Raw genomic sequence first — 13,892 nt, 5'->3', positions numbered from 1 at the left:
TTATCTTTCGTTTCGAAAGATATATATTTCGAATTATGCAAAAACGAAACACTCAACAACGCCGACGCGCAATTATCGACCGCCTACATGAGCACCGTGAAGTCATGGTCGATGAGTTGGCAAAGCTGCTTACTACTTCTGAGGTCACGATCCGCAAGGATCTGACTGAGCTCGAAAATAATGGTTTGCTACTGCGTAAATTTGGTGGTGCAGTGCCCTTGCCCCAAGGCTCGTCTGAGCTTTCCAGCGAAAAACTTTCAGCACGCAAAATTGCTATCGCTAAAGTCGCGGCCACACTTATCAAAGATCACAACCGTATTATTATTGATAGCGGAAGCACTACAGCGGCACTTATCCCTGAACTTGCGAGCAAAATTGGTTTAGTCGTGATGACAAACTCATTACATGTGGCGAATTCACTATTAGAAAGCGAAAATGAACCCAAAGTGTTAATGACGGGTGGCACTTGGGATCCACAGTCACATGCGTTTCAAGGGAAAATGGCAGAGCAAGTATTACGAGCCTACAATTTTGACCAAGCATTTATTGGGGCCGCCGGCTTGGATCTACAAAAAGGCACAACTACCTTCAATGAACTGACTCAACTGAGTCAAGTGATGGCTGAAGTGTCTAACGACGTGATCGTGTTGGCTGAATCAGAAAAGTTACAACGTAAAATACCCAATGTTGAATTGCCATGGCTGGCAATATCGATACTGGTTACTGATGACTTGATCGCTGACAGCGACAAAAAACATATTGAAAAACAGGGCGTGAAGGTAATTTGCGCACAAACTAAAAGAATTGGAGCATAACCTATGTGTGGGATAGTCGGCGCGATTGCAGAGCGTAACGTAGTAGAAATATTGCTAGAAGGTTTAAAACGTTTGGAATACCGTGGATACGACTCTGCTGGTGTTGCCTTACTCGATACCGAAGGCAATCTAACCCGAGTCCGACGCACCGGTAAAGTTAAAGAATTAGCCGATGCTTTGCACAATAATCCCGTCAAAGGCAGCGTGGGCATTGCCCACACCCGCTGGGCAACACACGGTGGTGTAACCGAAGCGAATGCCCATCCGCATTTTTCCAGCGAACGTATCGCTGTGGTACACAATGGCATCATTGAAAATTACCAGCACCTGCGCACTGAACTTTCGGCTCAAGGCTACGGTTTTAGCTCAGATACCGACACTGAGTCGATTGCTCACCAAGTGCATTACGAATTGGACCAAGGCGTTGATTTGCTGCAAGCGGTTCGCACCGCAGTAAGTAAATTCAAAGGCGCATATGGCACGGTAATTATCGATAAGCATGAACCTGATCGCATGATCGTTGCACGCTCTGGCAGTCCGCTGGTTATCGGTTTTGGTATCGGAGAAAACTTTATTGCCTCAGACCAAATGGCACTATTACCCGTCACGCGTCGTTTTATGTACCTTGAAGAAGGCGATGTAGCAGAAGTCACCCGTACCAGTGTCACGGTTTTTAACCAAAGCGGTCAGATAGTAGAGCGCGATATTGTCGAGTCTGATATTGAGCACGATGCAGGAGACAAAGCCGGTTATCGTCATTACATGTTAAAAGAAATCCATGAACAGCCAACGGTTGTGCGCAACTGTTTACAGGGCCGTTTAGGTGAACACGACATCAGCCCGAATATTTTTGGTCAAGGAGCCGATGAAGTTTTAGCGAACATAAAGCACGTGCAAATCGTCGCCTGTGGCACCAGTTATCACTCAGGCATGACGGCCAAATATTGGTTAGAGCAATATGCCAACGTATCATGCAATGTTGAAATCGCCTCTGAATTTCGCTACCGCAAATCCTTTGTTCACCCAAAGAGCTTGTTGGTTACCATATCTCAATCGGGTGAAACCGCCGATACACTGGCCGCATTACGCTTAGCAAAAAGCTTAGGCTATACCTCAAGCTTAGCTATTTGTAATGTACCTGGCTCATCATTAGTGCGCGAGTCTGACCTTGCCTTTATGACTCTGGCAGGGGCCGAGATTGGCGTTGCATCAACGAAAGCGTTCACCACTCAGCTCACCGGCTTCTTAATGCTGACATTAGCCTTAGGTAAACATAACGGTATGAGCGACGTTGACCATAAAGCAATTGTTGATGGGCTACACAGTCTACCAAGCAAATTAGAGGAAACCTTAAGTCTGACGCAAGGCATTAAGGACCTAGCCGAAGAGTTCGCAGACAAGCAACACAGTTTGTTCTTAGGCCGTGGCGATCAATACCCTATCGCGATGGAAGGCGCGTTAAAACTTAAAGAGATTTCCTATATTCACGCCGAAGCGTATGCGTCAGGCGAGCTTAAACATGGCCCATTAGCGCTGATTGACGATGAGATGCCCGTCATTGTTGTGGCCCCCAATAACGAGTTACTCGAAAAGCTGAAATCCAACGTTGAAGAAGTGCGCGCTCGAGGCGGCATCATGTATGTATTTGCTGATAAAGAAGCCCACTTTAAAAGCGATAAGACCATGCGCGTAATCAATGTGCCTCATTGTGCGGCGGCGATAGCACCGATTATTTACACATTGCCATTACAGTTGCTGTCTTATTATGTCGCCATAATCAAAGGCACTGATGTTGACCAACCACGAAACCTCGCAAAGAGCGTAACGGTTGAGTGAGAATTGGTAGATAGTGTAGGCATATTGTGCGATCGAATTAAAGTTTGAAACTTGGAATTAAAGTTTGGAACTTGGAATTAAAGTTTGGAACTGGCTCACTTGAGCTGGTTTCAACCCATTTTGATTAAAATACACCGATGTTTCGTTTATTAGAAAAATACAATTTAGATCGAAGTTGTCATTATATACTCAACGCTTGCCTGTGAATGTGAGCGCTCATTATCTGATTAGCCTGAGAGAAACGCCCTGCGAGAGGTTTATATGAGCATCGATACGGCCCCAAAAGCGATAATTGACTATAGCTTTACGTCTCAGTCGATTAGAAAGTTAGCGGCTGACTACGGTATATCACTCAAAACACTTGCCAGTATCATTGGGTGCACTTCGACGAAGATTTACAGTAAACCTATCAGGCTTCATACAGGACCGGCGCAACGCCTTTTGCAACTAACCGATTTAATGTACCTAGCGACGAACTACTTTGGCTCGGTAAGTAGGGCAAAAAAATGGTTCGTTGAATACAATTTGGGTTTAGACGCCAAACCGCTCCAGTTATGCCAAACGGAGGAAGGTATCAAGAGAGTCGAAAACTCTATTTTTAGACTTGCGACTGGAATGACGGCCTGATTACTAAGGTAGTCAGGTGCCTGTAAACTTCGAGCATTGAGATCAAGAAAAAAACTAAGCTGTTTCTGGATTACGTGTGACGATTCAATCTTTAAACTTGCTATCAAATTACTGAATGATAAGTGACCGAGAATATGTAAGATAACCTGGAACAGACCGATGGATAAGAATGGTAAGGTTGCTGTCATCGTAGGTATAAACACATTGCTTGATCGATGGGGCTTAACAGCGTCAGAAAAGACCGCAATTCTTGGTTTCGCATCAGATGCGGACCTTGACTGCTTCATTAACTCACCTTCAACCCTGAACTTATCTCCGGCCCTGGAACAACGTTTATCACTCATCCTCAATATTCACGCAGAGCTCAGGCTCATTTTCTCTAACCCAATGAACGTTTACGGTTTCATGACCATGATAAATAACAATTCACCATTTCTGGGGAAGAAGCCGATTGAGCTAGCATCTCAAAGTTTAGAAGGTCTTAATGCTGTTTATAAAGCTATATCGTTTATGGGTGGCGGTCACTAACTTAGACAATAATTAGGCAACGTCTCGTGAGAGAGCGATTGTTCCTGTGTGAATCTATCATGATTTCAAGCAAAGCAGGTCTATCAGCTGTAGTAGTGTGATTACCAAGGGATAGTGTCGGTCTAATTACCAAGCGACTTTGTCGCAACGACATCAGCAGTTGAAGTTTGTTTTGACAATCTGACAGTCTCAAATGAGCGATAAGCGGTCATTAACGCCTTGCTAAGCGGAAAATAATGGTTGGCTATAATCGCGAAGCGATGGCCAACTGTTATTTTTCCGTTTAAGCAACTTGTTAGCTACTTTAATTTTGATGTAACTGAATCGAGAATCTTTAATAGCTCTGAGCTTTTTTGCTGTTCAATTTTGGATCTTTCAATCTCTACCGTAGATTGACCTTTTTCTAAGACAAAGTTTCTCTCTGTTTTTATCAAGTTATCTACAACTTTTTCAGTAATTTCGTTATTTCCAGATTCTATAGAAAGCCTTAAACCTAGATATTTACTTTCAATATTTGTAATTTCATTTTGAAAATATTTAATCTCTGACAAGCTTTGTTTGTATAATTTCAAAAAAAAGTAAGCAAACACCTCAATTAAAATAACAAGGGAGAGCCTAGGTACAAAATGAGACGCAATCTCTATTGCATTTGTCATTAGGGGCGCTTCAAAAACTGAGTATCCAAGTATTCCTAGGCCAGTAAGAGTTGTAAAGATACCTAGGATAAGATTAACATTTCCTCTTTTTGCTAAGTTTTGAACCTCTCCCTCTAAACGAGAAGAAATTTGAGTAAATACTTCTTCTTGCCCTTTTGAACGAAGCTGCTCATTAATTACTGAAACTAAGCTCTTTTGATAATCATCCAAGGCTTCTGATTCAAGCTTAGCTTGAATTTTATCTAGAATTTCTGCTTTATCCGACTCGCCGAACAATTCACCAGTAACCGAGCCACTTTGAATTTGTTTGATAATTTTTTCAAAGCGAGTTCTAAGATCATTGTTTTGCTTTTCTATTTCTCGGTTTCTATGGCGGAGGTTATTAAATTCTTCCTTGAAGTCATTTGGTAAAGACGTTTCAAAAAACTCTCTATTTCTTGAACTAACGGGCTGTAAATACATGAAAAAAGCTAGGACGGTGGCTACGCCAATAAACCCATATGACAAAAGTTTGTATGATTCTGGAAAATCAAAAAATTTCCCTGTGATTATAAAAACAGGAGCTAAAAGAGAGATTATTACGAGAGTGACTCTACGTTGTCTTTGTTTTTTCTCTTCGTAATATCGCATTTCTAAAAGACGCTCATTCTCCATCCTTGCTTTGCGAAATAAAAGCTCTTTCTCTATATCTTTATAGTTATCGTCCATAAGTTTTCCGTGTGCTAGTAGCTAACGCTTTTTATAAATGGCGCGCGATTTTTGCGCGTCCAGTGAAGGCCGTTGTTTGGCCGTAACGATATTTAATAAACTTGTTATACGTTTATTACACCACTACATGAACTTCTCTAGCACCTGCACCAAGCGCAATTTCACGGAGGACTCGATCTTCTATTTCAGATAAACCACCTTCGAGATACTCATGAGGTTGAATAATAATTTTAGGCGCGCGCTTAAAAAAGCCAATTGCACCGAATTCTTTAACCGCATTTTTGAGACAGCTTTCTGCTACAAAAAATTTACCGATAAGTAGCCTAGTGGTTGTAAAAGGCTCTTTAGAATGAAACGTCATTTTACGACCTTCAGAACTTAGCACCATCTTGTTCGAATATATATCTACTTTGATTTCCATATCACCTCAATCTGAAAAACGTATAACGCCCCAAGCAGGGGATTTTATGAGCGTTGTTCAGCGAGTAAAATTCCCGCTGACTTGGCTTGTTAGGTGCTGCTTGGCAAATCAAATTCTTTATCATACTTTTTGTGATACTCATTAATTTGCTCAACCACTCGGTTTACTCTTTCGTATGATGCGTTTTCCTCGAAGTACAAGATGTACTTACCTGAGACATCTTCATTCGTTGAGAAAGAATACTCAACATCAAATATTTCGATAAACACGTCTTCGATGTAATCGCGATGCTCGAAATCGATTAGCTCAACAAAAGCTCCCCAAGTAGGGTGCTGACCAACATTGAGCTCAGAAAGAATATATCGAAACTCTTCAAGCATCATGGGCACCTAACGCTTATTATCGAGCATGTCGTATATGTAACTTCTCGATTCGGTAGTTTTTTTCGTCATTTTAAGTTCTTACCTTCTGATTTTATTCAGTATTTTTACTATCGTACGAGTAAAACCACTCGAAGTTGCAAAAGCAAAAGGAGACCTCGGTTTAACGAGACTTTTCTGCTTCCTATTAAAAACCATGTGAAAAATATTTTCCATAGTTAAATTAATAACTTAGCGTTTTTAAGAAAAACAAAGCGAGACCAACCAAAACTACATAATAGGAAGCGACATGGGCATTATTCACTAAATCCGATTATACCTGTTTTTTTATACAGGGCATTTAAATACGAGATAATTGGCAAGTCAGGGAATTTGTAATCCGTTTAAATGAGATCTTATGGTGCATAAAAAGCTAATGCCGAATGTCCGCAATTGGCACTGAGGCGACGGGCAACTTTGAGCCTAAAAACAGACGGTTGAGCGTTTAATCTGACGGTGAAGTTCGCTTCAAAATAGGATCTACAAGTGGCTGTTGCCGAACGATTCAAAATAGCAGATTATAGTTATTAAAGCTTGGAAGACTTTCTTAGGTTTCCAAGTAAAAAGTGTCTACAGAGCCAGGGGAAGATCACCGTTCTTTTATCATACGCTGAGACTCTTTAGCCAATTATCAGCTATGAAAAGTCCGCTCCATTTCAAAGCGGCTAAACGAGGTGAAACGACCATGTTTAGAGAAAGCGTTTTGGGCTAACGCCTATACGTGCTTTAAACACTCTGGAGAAGCTAGCCGTCTCAGTGTACCCCACTTGTCTAGCTATCTCTTCGACCGAAAGGCCGCTCTTTAATAACAATTGAGCCCTTTCCATCTTTGAAGAGAGTAATAACTCCCGAAAGCTCGTTCCTTCTTTTGACAAATTTCTTCTGAGTTGGCGACTGCTAATATTTAAACTGTGGGCTACTTGCTCAAAATTTACCGACAAACCGTATTCTTCTATCAAATCGATGACACGTCCAAGAAAGGTTTGTGAACGCTCGAGTTTTGCGAGAACTTCGTCACAATACCGTTCGCTGGCCAAGCGAATTTTTCTATTGGGTTGTGGTAACGCTCGCTTTTGTATCTCAGTGTCGAAAGAAATTTGATTAAAGGGTGCATCAAAGCACACATCGGCCCTAAAATATGCATCATAAGCCTTAGTGGGTCTGGTTGATCTCATCGAGATTGATCTGACAGACACTGGCGCTTGTAAAAGGCTGGAAAATAATGACATACAAGCAGCTAATCCCCGCTCCTGGCAAAATCGCTGACAGTCTTCCGGAACAGAACTGTCATTGACTCTAATACAAAATTCCTGCTCGGTCGATGCCAATTCGTAGCGACTAAATGACAAGCCAAACCAGCGATAACGCTCAGTAAGCTGTAGCGCTTGTTCCAAAGTGTCACAGGCTGCCATCGCTTGGCCGAGCACACCCATGGCCGAGGTATTATAGTGGCGCGCAACTATAAGGCCGAGTTCTTCATCCGTACCGCGAAATCTTTGGATGTTACGGATTAGTGTCAATTCTTGCCATGACTGTATGCTTGCTAGAGGCTCATCTAGAGAAGAGGGATCGATAGCGGTGCCGACTAGGCAGTCCGTCAAGTTCATTCCAAATTCTAGGCCTATTTTTATCAAAATCGATGCACCAGTGGTGTCTCTTAATCCTTGCCAATCAATCACACTAGCCAGCCCTATAACGGAAAATGGTGAGATGAAAGTCGTTAAACTAGCGATCTTGTCCGAAACTGTCAAATTTCGGCCATTTCCACACTGGCGTCTGTGTCTTTTTTGTTCAAGACTAAGCACCTATAACAACCGTTCTGGAGATTATTCCTTATGATTATCGCACCCAATGCAGCAACCAACAGACCATCGGCTCAATATAAACACATTGATGTTCGCCCCTTGACGGGAGCTTTGGGTGCAGAAATCTTTAACGTAAACGTTACGCAGCTAAGTGCGTCCGAAATAGCGGAAATAAAACAGGCACTATCTGATCACTTAGTCGTATTTTTCAGGGATCAGGAATTGAGTATTGAAGATCAGGAAACCTTCACCTTACATTTCGGCGATTACGGAATAGACCCGTTTGTGCCGGGTTTGGAAGACCATCCGCATGTATTGCGGCTTGTTAAGGAGGCGGATGAATCTACCGGTTACGTTTTTGGTGGGGCTTGGCATAGTGATTGGTCGTTTCAAGCAGCCCCTCCTTCGTACACTATTTTATATGGTTACGATATTCCGCCTTATGGTGGAGATACGATGTTTGCTAACCTCTACCAAGCTTATGAAATGTTATCCCCAGAGATGCGGCGCATATGCGAGTCGCTGCAAGTGACTCATAGCGCTCGCCAAGGTTATGCTCCGAGTATGGCCGGTGTTCACGACTTGTACGAAAATATGGAAGTCATTGCGAGTGAAGAAGCGTTGAACATTACTGTTCATCCCATGGTGTGCCGTCATCCTGTGACCAGTCGTAAACTGTTGTTCTTAACCGGCGTATACAGTATTGGTATTGAAGGAATGCATCAAGATGAGGCCGACACCTTACTAAATTTTCTAAAAAAACAGATAGAACACCCAGTTAATACCTGCCGCTTTCGGTGGCAGAAAGGTTCTATTGCTATGTGGGATAACCGCTGTGCCCTACACCTTCCCATGGGTGACTACCACGGTATGCGCAGGGAAATGTATCGAACGACCGTAGCAGGTAGCGTCCCCAAAAAGTAAAACTGGGGTCAGGCAGCTTAAAAGTTTTACGCCAGTGAGTTTGAGTTTTTGCACTCATTACGCACACATTCATTATGAAAGTCTTTTCGCTGATGCTTACTCTCCCACGATATATTAGACACCGCATAGTTAGATTAATGAGTTAGCATTGTTTCGCACCAATCAGTTTCAAACATTAATACCGCATATTTTAGTAAGGATTGAAGTTTAGGTTTCGATAGTTTCAAACTTTATGCAAGTGACAGAAAATTGGCCTACACAAAACCATGGGGGTTACGCAGTTTCAGTTACAAACTTGGAATTAATGTTTGGAACTTGGAATTAAAGTTTGGAACTGGAGTGGTATTCAAATAATGTCGGAACTTCTCAAATAATGTTGGAAAGTGATCTGTTCTGGCCAATTTTTCTTTGATAGCGGTATGAGACTTGAATCCCTGCTATATCATTGCAGATGCCCATACCGCCATGCTCTGATGAATATTAAAATCGTTAAGGTAGATGTTGGCCACCTGTCACACCCATGATTTCAGCTGTTACGTAACTTGATTCTTGCGAAGCCAAATACACGTAGACTGGGGCTAATTCAGCAGGTTGCCCTGGCCTGCCAATCGGAACATTCTCACCAAATTTTGGTAATTTTTTAGCTGGTTGTCCTCCACTTTGCTGCAGAGGTGTCCAAATGGGACCTGGAGCAACACCATTAACCCGGATGCCTTTATCAATCAGCATTTTTGCTAAGCCTTTAGTGAAACTGGTGATCGCACCTTTAGTTGACGCGTAATCAAGTAGCCCAGCGGAAGGCTGATAACTCTGAATTGATGTACTATTAATAATGCTTGCACCTGGCGGCATATGTTCAACCGCAGCTTTGGTTATCCAAAACATACCAAACACGTTAGTCGCGTAAGTTTGACAGAATTGTTCGGTGCTTAAATCTTCTAGGTTAGCGACAAACTGTTGTTTTCCTGCATTGTTTACCAATATATCGATTGAATCGAGATTTTCTACGCTCTGAGTTACCAAACTTTTACAGAAGTCTTCATCAGATATATCCCCTGGGATACCGTAAGCGTTACAGCCGCTCGCCCTTAAAATCTCCAGCGTATCGCTTGCGTCCTCTTCTTCACTTGGCAAATAGTTAATTACGACATCCGCCCCTTCTCTTGCAAAAGCAATGGCAACGGCTCTTCCAATGCCAGAGTCCCCTCCCGTTATTAATGCTTTTCGGTCTTTTAATCTATTACTTCCAAGATAGGTGTCTTCACCATGATCCGCTTTTGGCTGTAATATTTCATCTAAGCCGGGGTCAGGTTGATCGCTGTCTTTTTCAGTATCGCTCATTTGATATTGGCTTCTAGGATCTTGCATCGTATATTGATTGTTTTTCATTATCAAAAACTCCTTCAAACACTGTGTTTGTTATAGGTGATTAGGATCTATTCGAAAGTGATTAACGGCTTGATAATCGCTCCGAGTCACGATCTTGCAATCTGTTTCTAGGATTATTAGGTGTTGGTTTATGTAATGAGCGGATAGTACGATTGAGCTTACGAAATGTACCGTCTACATAACGTTCGATGGGCTCAATATCGACGTGAAGATTATATCTATCTTGGAATGTTTTCACTTTGCATCTCCTTCTATAGTTTAAGGTCTACAACTGTTCATATGTTTTGCATATCACTTTGAAAACAGCAATTGATGTGCCAAATGACTTGATTTGTAGTGAAAGCATTATGAAATAACGATTTTAGTGGTTCATTAGCATCCTAGCTAAATATTGAAAAAATTCGTTCGGGAGACTCCTTGTCAATAATGCTTAATGATGAGGAAAAAATTACACATTCATTCCCATCGCTAAGTTATAAATAAGCATTTTACAGGGTAGAGGTTTTGCGATTTGTGGCATAAATCACATGAGGAAAGTGATGCTAATACTGACGAACTTGTAAGCGTGCAGCGGTACGGATGATGAGCACCACAGACGCACCACTGCACTAATTGCACTTATTGCACTTATTGCACTAATACTAGTGGTGTGATTTGCTTCTTAAAATGGAGGTAATTAGTAACCCTCCTAATACTGCTAGTCCAGTGGTTTTAATCGGATTAGCCTTAACATAGGTGCTGACCCCATTTACCGTACTCACAGCTTTCTGGCGCTGATTGGAAACCGCTTTGTATAACTTGCGCTTTTCCGCTTCGCTTATGGTGTCTGCAAATGTTTCTGAAATACTATTTTTATCGAATTGATTACTCATAATGTCCTCCTAGTTATTATTTAATTTGCCGTATTAACAACGCAAACCGTATGCCACTTAGGCGTAACAACCAATTATGTCTCTTAGCGTAATGTGTTATGTATCGCGTTTATTGTGATGGCAAGAGCAATCAATGAACAAGCACAAAGCCTGTTGTTGATTCGCTTTTTTTCGTTAAAGTAAAAGATAAAGGTGGTCATATTATTGTGTGCAGAACAGAAGACTTAAGGTGAAAGACATGGCAATTACTGTTGAAGATTCAATACACGAACCTAAAGGCAATCCGTTAGAGAAAATTAATGCACAATTCCATCGCCTTTACCAAGTTGAGAAAGCAAAAGCTGTTACCAGCATTAATGATGGTGAGGTTATGTTAATTTGCCGTATTGATAGCAGACTTATCGTTAAAGAAGGGAGTAGAGTTAAAGAATATGTGATAAATGATGAACACTACCAGAGCCTCAAAGCGATGAGTCATGCAACTTTAGCGGTATACTATCAACTAAGACATTCAGTAGATGAAACCACAGTTTATCAGGTTAAAAAGTGGGTTTAACAAATTCGAAAGCAGGCCCTTACCTTACTGGGTGGCAAAGTAGCCGATATAACCATGAAACTGCTAGAACAAATCGAACATTCAAATGAGCTTTCCCACAGTGCAATGAGCATGTATCAACAAGAGCTTGAGGCTATTTATGCTAAATTGATGACCGAAGCCGTTAATGATGAAATAGACAACCTTGTAAGTAACCTCGAAAGGAGCTGCAGTAAAGCCGATTATCCTAGCTCTAAAATTTTTATGATCGTCTTCGGTGGGCACCAACCCAGATACAAGGCACTAGCGCTGCAAATTTTTAAAAAGTGGTTCGCTGGAAATAAGGATCATATCTCAAACTGTGAACATCACGTGCGTTATTGCGAAGCGGGTAAGTCATTAGATGACGCTGTGGACTTGGTAGCGACAGCAATAGTCGATAGAGAATTAGCTAAATCAACTATGGGTTACTCGGAAGCGCTTAATAGAGATGTGTTGAGTGCCGTAGCGGAAAAAGCCATTAAAGAGTATTGGGTTAAAAACCATTTACGTTAGCAAACTAGTAGACTACTAATTGTCTACTTCTACTCCCCCTTCACCATTCTAACACCTTGCAATATTTCATCAGAGCAGCTGTCGCCATGGATGACAGAAATGTCGCCAGTGGTTTCAAGTACGACAGCGCGAACTTGTGCAAGGTCTAAAACATTTGCTTCTCGAAGCTTCGCAATGAGGTCAGTTTCTGCAACACGAGTGGCTTTTAAGGCTGCATGCAATATGACCCCATCTTTCATGAGTAAAGCTGGCTGATTTTGCATTATAGACTCGAACGTTTTTGATTTTTTACGGATAGTTGCAGTTGTATATTGGACGGTGAAGAGCATCGCCATAGATAGTATTGTCTGCATAAAACTAGTCCAATCGGTTGATTGGCTTGCTCCTGCCAGTAAAGAGCCAATGGCGACCGTCATAACAAAATCAAAGTTGGTCATCTTAGAAAACGATCTCAAACCATTTACTCGCACCAGCAAGACGACCCAGAACATAGCAATTCCCGTTAACGTCACTGCTCGCAAGAAAAGGTCCACTAGTGGATCGCTAACAAACATGTCTATCTCCTTAATAACGTGCGATTTGTGTCATGCAAATTTATCGCCCAAGAAACTAAATGTAATATGCTAACTATTACCTTAATCGGTATAACCCTGAAGGCGTTTTACGTAAAGTTGGTTTGTAACAACAATGAGTAAGACGGTAAGTGGTGCAGCTAGTAACACACCGGCCATTCCCACCATGCTAGCTAACAACACTTGAACCAACAGAACCAAAGCGGGGGGTAAGCTTGCAATCTCCGCTTGGAGTATTGGTGTCAGGACGTAACTTTCCACAGTTTGTATTCCCATATACAAAATAGAAACGTATAACAATGTATCAATACCGGTAAGAATGCTCACTAGGGCTGCGGGAATAAATGCTAATAGCGGCCCAAGGTTAGGAATGAAAGACAGGAGAGCCGCGATGATCCCTAGTATTAACGCTAAATCTATCCCCAAAGCCCACAGTCCAATAGTTGTAAACAGACCAACCATAACCATTGATGCTAATTTAGCAAGTAACCAACCTGCTAGAGCTGTCTCACAGCTCACTAGAAGATCTCGCGCTTTTTGCTGATGCTGTGGAGGGACTAAACTAAGGCTTCCGTTGACATACCATTTAGGGTTTATAGATAAGAATAACGCCAAAATGATAGCAAAAACAAAGTTCCCCAAGCCGTTTATTGTTGTTGATAACAAGCCAGAGGCAGCATTCATTACTGTACTCATCTTTGGATCATAGTTGGTAATTTTGTCTAAATTATCGCTAAACTTTCCGATTGAGCTGAATTCTGTGAATTGTCCTCGAACGTACTCTAGTGCTTCAGGCATTCTATCGACCAATTCATTCGCCTGAGTAGATATTTTGGGAGCAGCGTAAGTCATTAAAAGTCCTAACAGCAATACAGGAGCAAGCATGGAAATAGGAAGCCATACTTTAGTCGTGATATTTGTCTTTTTCGCCAACCATCGAGCTGAGCCGGAAAACATTACGGCAATCAATATTCCCCCAAAGGCAATAAGGAAAATTTTGCTGTTTTCTATTATCAACCATGTAAACAGTACTACTGCAATGATCGTAACAGCCTGAACGAATGTGCGCTTTGCGACTAACTTTAAATTCATTTAGTCTCCCAATGTCTTAAGATGTGTTGCTTCAATAGAAAATCACATTACGTGTAAGTCACGCTTGAGAATGATTTTATTACCTAGCTAGAGTTATTAATATCAAGCCTAGTCAGCAAAGACCAAGCCAATTTGAAA

16 protein-coding genes are annotated in these 13,892 nt (G+C 41.7%); 7 read left to right on the top strand and 9 right to left on the bottom strand.

All coding sequences use genetic code 11. The features are described from left to right. Nucleotides 1-35 precede the first annotated feature (35 nt). From GQR89_RS01980 to GQR89_RS01965, 4 genes are all read left to right on the top strand, one after another. On the top strand, nt 36-815 hold the full coding sequence (locus GQR89_RS01980; protein WP_158768505.1) for a DeoR/GlpR family DNA-binding transcription regulator: 780 nt from the start codon (nt 36-38) through the stop codon (nt 813-815). A gap of 3 nt (nt 816-818) precedes the next feature. After that, complete coding sequence (gene glmS / locus GQR89_RS01975; RefSeq protein WP_158768504.1) at nt 819-2,651, top strand: glutamine--fructose-6-phosphate transaminase (isomerizing); 1,833 nt, start codon at nt 819-821, stop codon at nt 2,649-2,651. 261 nt (nt 2,652-2,912) lie between these two features. Then, entirely contained in the window at nt 2,913-3,278 is a 366-nt protein-coding gene (locus GQR89_RS21680; RefSeq protein WP_158768503.1) for an MbcA/ParS/Xre antitoxin family protein, read from the top strand. 159 nt (nt 3,279-3,437) lie between these two features. Next, entirely contained in the window at nt 3,438-3,806 is a 369-nt protein-coding gene (locus tag GQR89_RS01965; protein ID WP_158768502.1) for a hypothetical protein, read from the top strand. 299 nt (nt 3,807-4,105) lie between these two features. Here GQR89_RS01965 and GQR89_RS01960 read toward each other — a convergent pair whose 3' ends face one another. From GQR89_RS01960 to GQR89_RS01945, 4 genes are all read right to left on the bottom strand, one after another. Then, a complete protein-coding gene (locus tag GQR89_RS01960; RefSeq protein WP_158768501.1) occupies nt 4,106-5,170 on the bottom strand; it encodes a hypothetical protein in 1,065 nt (354 codons plus the stop codon). 115 nt (nt 5,171-5,285) lie between these two features. Then, nucleotides 5,286-5,591, bottom strand: coding sequence for a hypothetical protein (locus tag GQR89_RS01955; protein WP_158768500.1), 306 nt, complete (start codon nt 5,589-5,591; stop codon nt 5,286-5,288). Nucleotides 5,592-5,680: 89 nt separating this feature from the next. Next, nucleotides 5,681-5,974 carry a hypothetical protein gene (locus tag GQR89_RS01950; RefSeq protein WP_158768499.1) on the bottom strand — a complete coding sequence of 98 codons (294 nt, stop codon included), beginning with the start codon at nt 5,972-5,974 and terminating at the stop codon, nt 5,681-5,683. Between the two features lie 725 nt (nt 5,975-6,699). Then, nucleotides 6,700-7,689 (bottom strand): AraC family transcriptional regulator, encoded by a 990-nt coding sequence (locus GQR89_RS01945; protein WP_158768498.1) that lies wholly within the window; start codon nt 7,687-7,689, stop codon nt 6,700-6,702. A gap of 156 nt (nt 7,690-7,845) precedes the next feature. Between GQR89_RS01945 and GQR89_RS01940 the strand changes: the two genes are divergently transcribed. Then, on the top strand, nt 7,846-8,739 hold the full coding sequence (locus tag GQR89_RS01940; RefSeq protein ID WP_158768497.1) for a TauD/TfdA family dioxygenase: 894 nt from the start codon (nt 7,846-7,848) through the stop codon (nt 8,737-8,739). A 489-nt stretch (nt 8,740-9,228) separates the two neighbouring features. On the opposite strand, the gene GQR89_RS01935 is transcribed toward GQR89_RS01940, so the two are convergent. From GQR89_RS01935 to GQR89_RS01930, 3 genes are all read right to left on the bottom strand, one after another. After that, nucleotides 9,229-10,128 carry an SDR family oxidoreductase gene (locus GQR89_RS01935; RefSeq protein ID WP_158768496.1) on the bottom strand — a complete coding sequence of 300 codons (900 nt, stop codon included), beginning with the start codon at nt 10,126-10,128 and terminating at the stop codon, nt 9,229-9,231. Nucleotides 10,129-10,189: 61 nt separating this feature from the next. Then, a complete protein-coding gene (locus tag GQR89_RS21255; protein ID WP_199271363.1) occupies nt 10,190-10,366 on the bottom strand; it encodes a hypothetical protein in 177 nt (58 codons plus the stop codon). Nucleotides 10,367-10,769: 403 nt separating this feature from the next. Beyond that, complete coding sequence (locus GQR89_RS01930; protein ID WP_158768495.1) at nt 10,770-11,000, bottom strand: hypothetical protein; 231 nt, start codon at nt 10,998-11,000, stop codon at nt 10,770-10,772. 238 nt (nt 11,001-11,238) lie between these two features. On the opposite strand from GQR89_RS01930, the gene GQR89_RS21420 reads away from it, so the two are divergent. Continuing rightward, on the top strand, nt 11,239-11,556 hold the full coding sequence (locus tag GQR89_RS21420; RefSeq protein ID WP_233269053.1) for a hypothetical protein: 318 nt from the start codon (nt 11,239-11,241) through the stop codon (nt 11,554-11,556). 54 nt (nt 11,557-11,610) lie between these two features. Further along, nucleotides 11,611-12,090 carry a hypothetical protein gene (locus GQR89_RS21415; RefSeq protein ID WP_233269052.1) on the top strand — a complete coding sequence of 160 codons (480 nt, stop codon included), beginning with the start codon at nt 11,611-11,613 and terminating at the stop codon, nt 12,088-12,090. 29 nt (nt 12,091-12,119) lie between these two features. Here GQR89_RS21415 and GQR89_RS01920 read toward each other — a convergent pair whose 3' ends face one another. Together GQR89_RS01920 and GQR89_RS01915 are read right to left on the bottom strand one after the other, a co-directional pair. After that, nucleotides 12,120-12,644, bottom strand: a complete 525-nt coding sequence (locus GQR89_RS01920) for a DUF421 domain-containing protein (protein WP_158768494.1) — start codon at nt 12,642-12,644, stop codon at nt 12,120-12,122. An 81-nt stretch (nt 12,645-12,725) separates the two neighbouring features. Next, nucleotides 12,726-13,754 (bottom strand): AI-2E family transporter, encoded by a 1,029-nt coding sequence (locus GQR89_RS01915; protein WP_158768493.1) that lies wholly within the window; start codon nt 13,752-13,754, stop codon nt 12,726-12,728. Between the last annotated feature and the right edge of the window lie 138 nt (nt 13,755-13,892).

It is taken from the genome of Paraglaciecola sp. L1A13, assembly GCF_009796745.1.
Classification (GTDB): domain Bacteria; phylum Pseudomonadota; class Gammaproteobacteria; order Enterobacterales; family Alteromonadaceae; genus Paraglaciecola.
The sequence above is the reverse complement of the archived record's forward strand: the minus strand, read 5'-3'. Positions and strand labels throughout refer to the sequence as shown.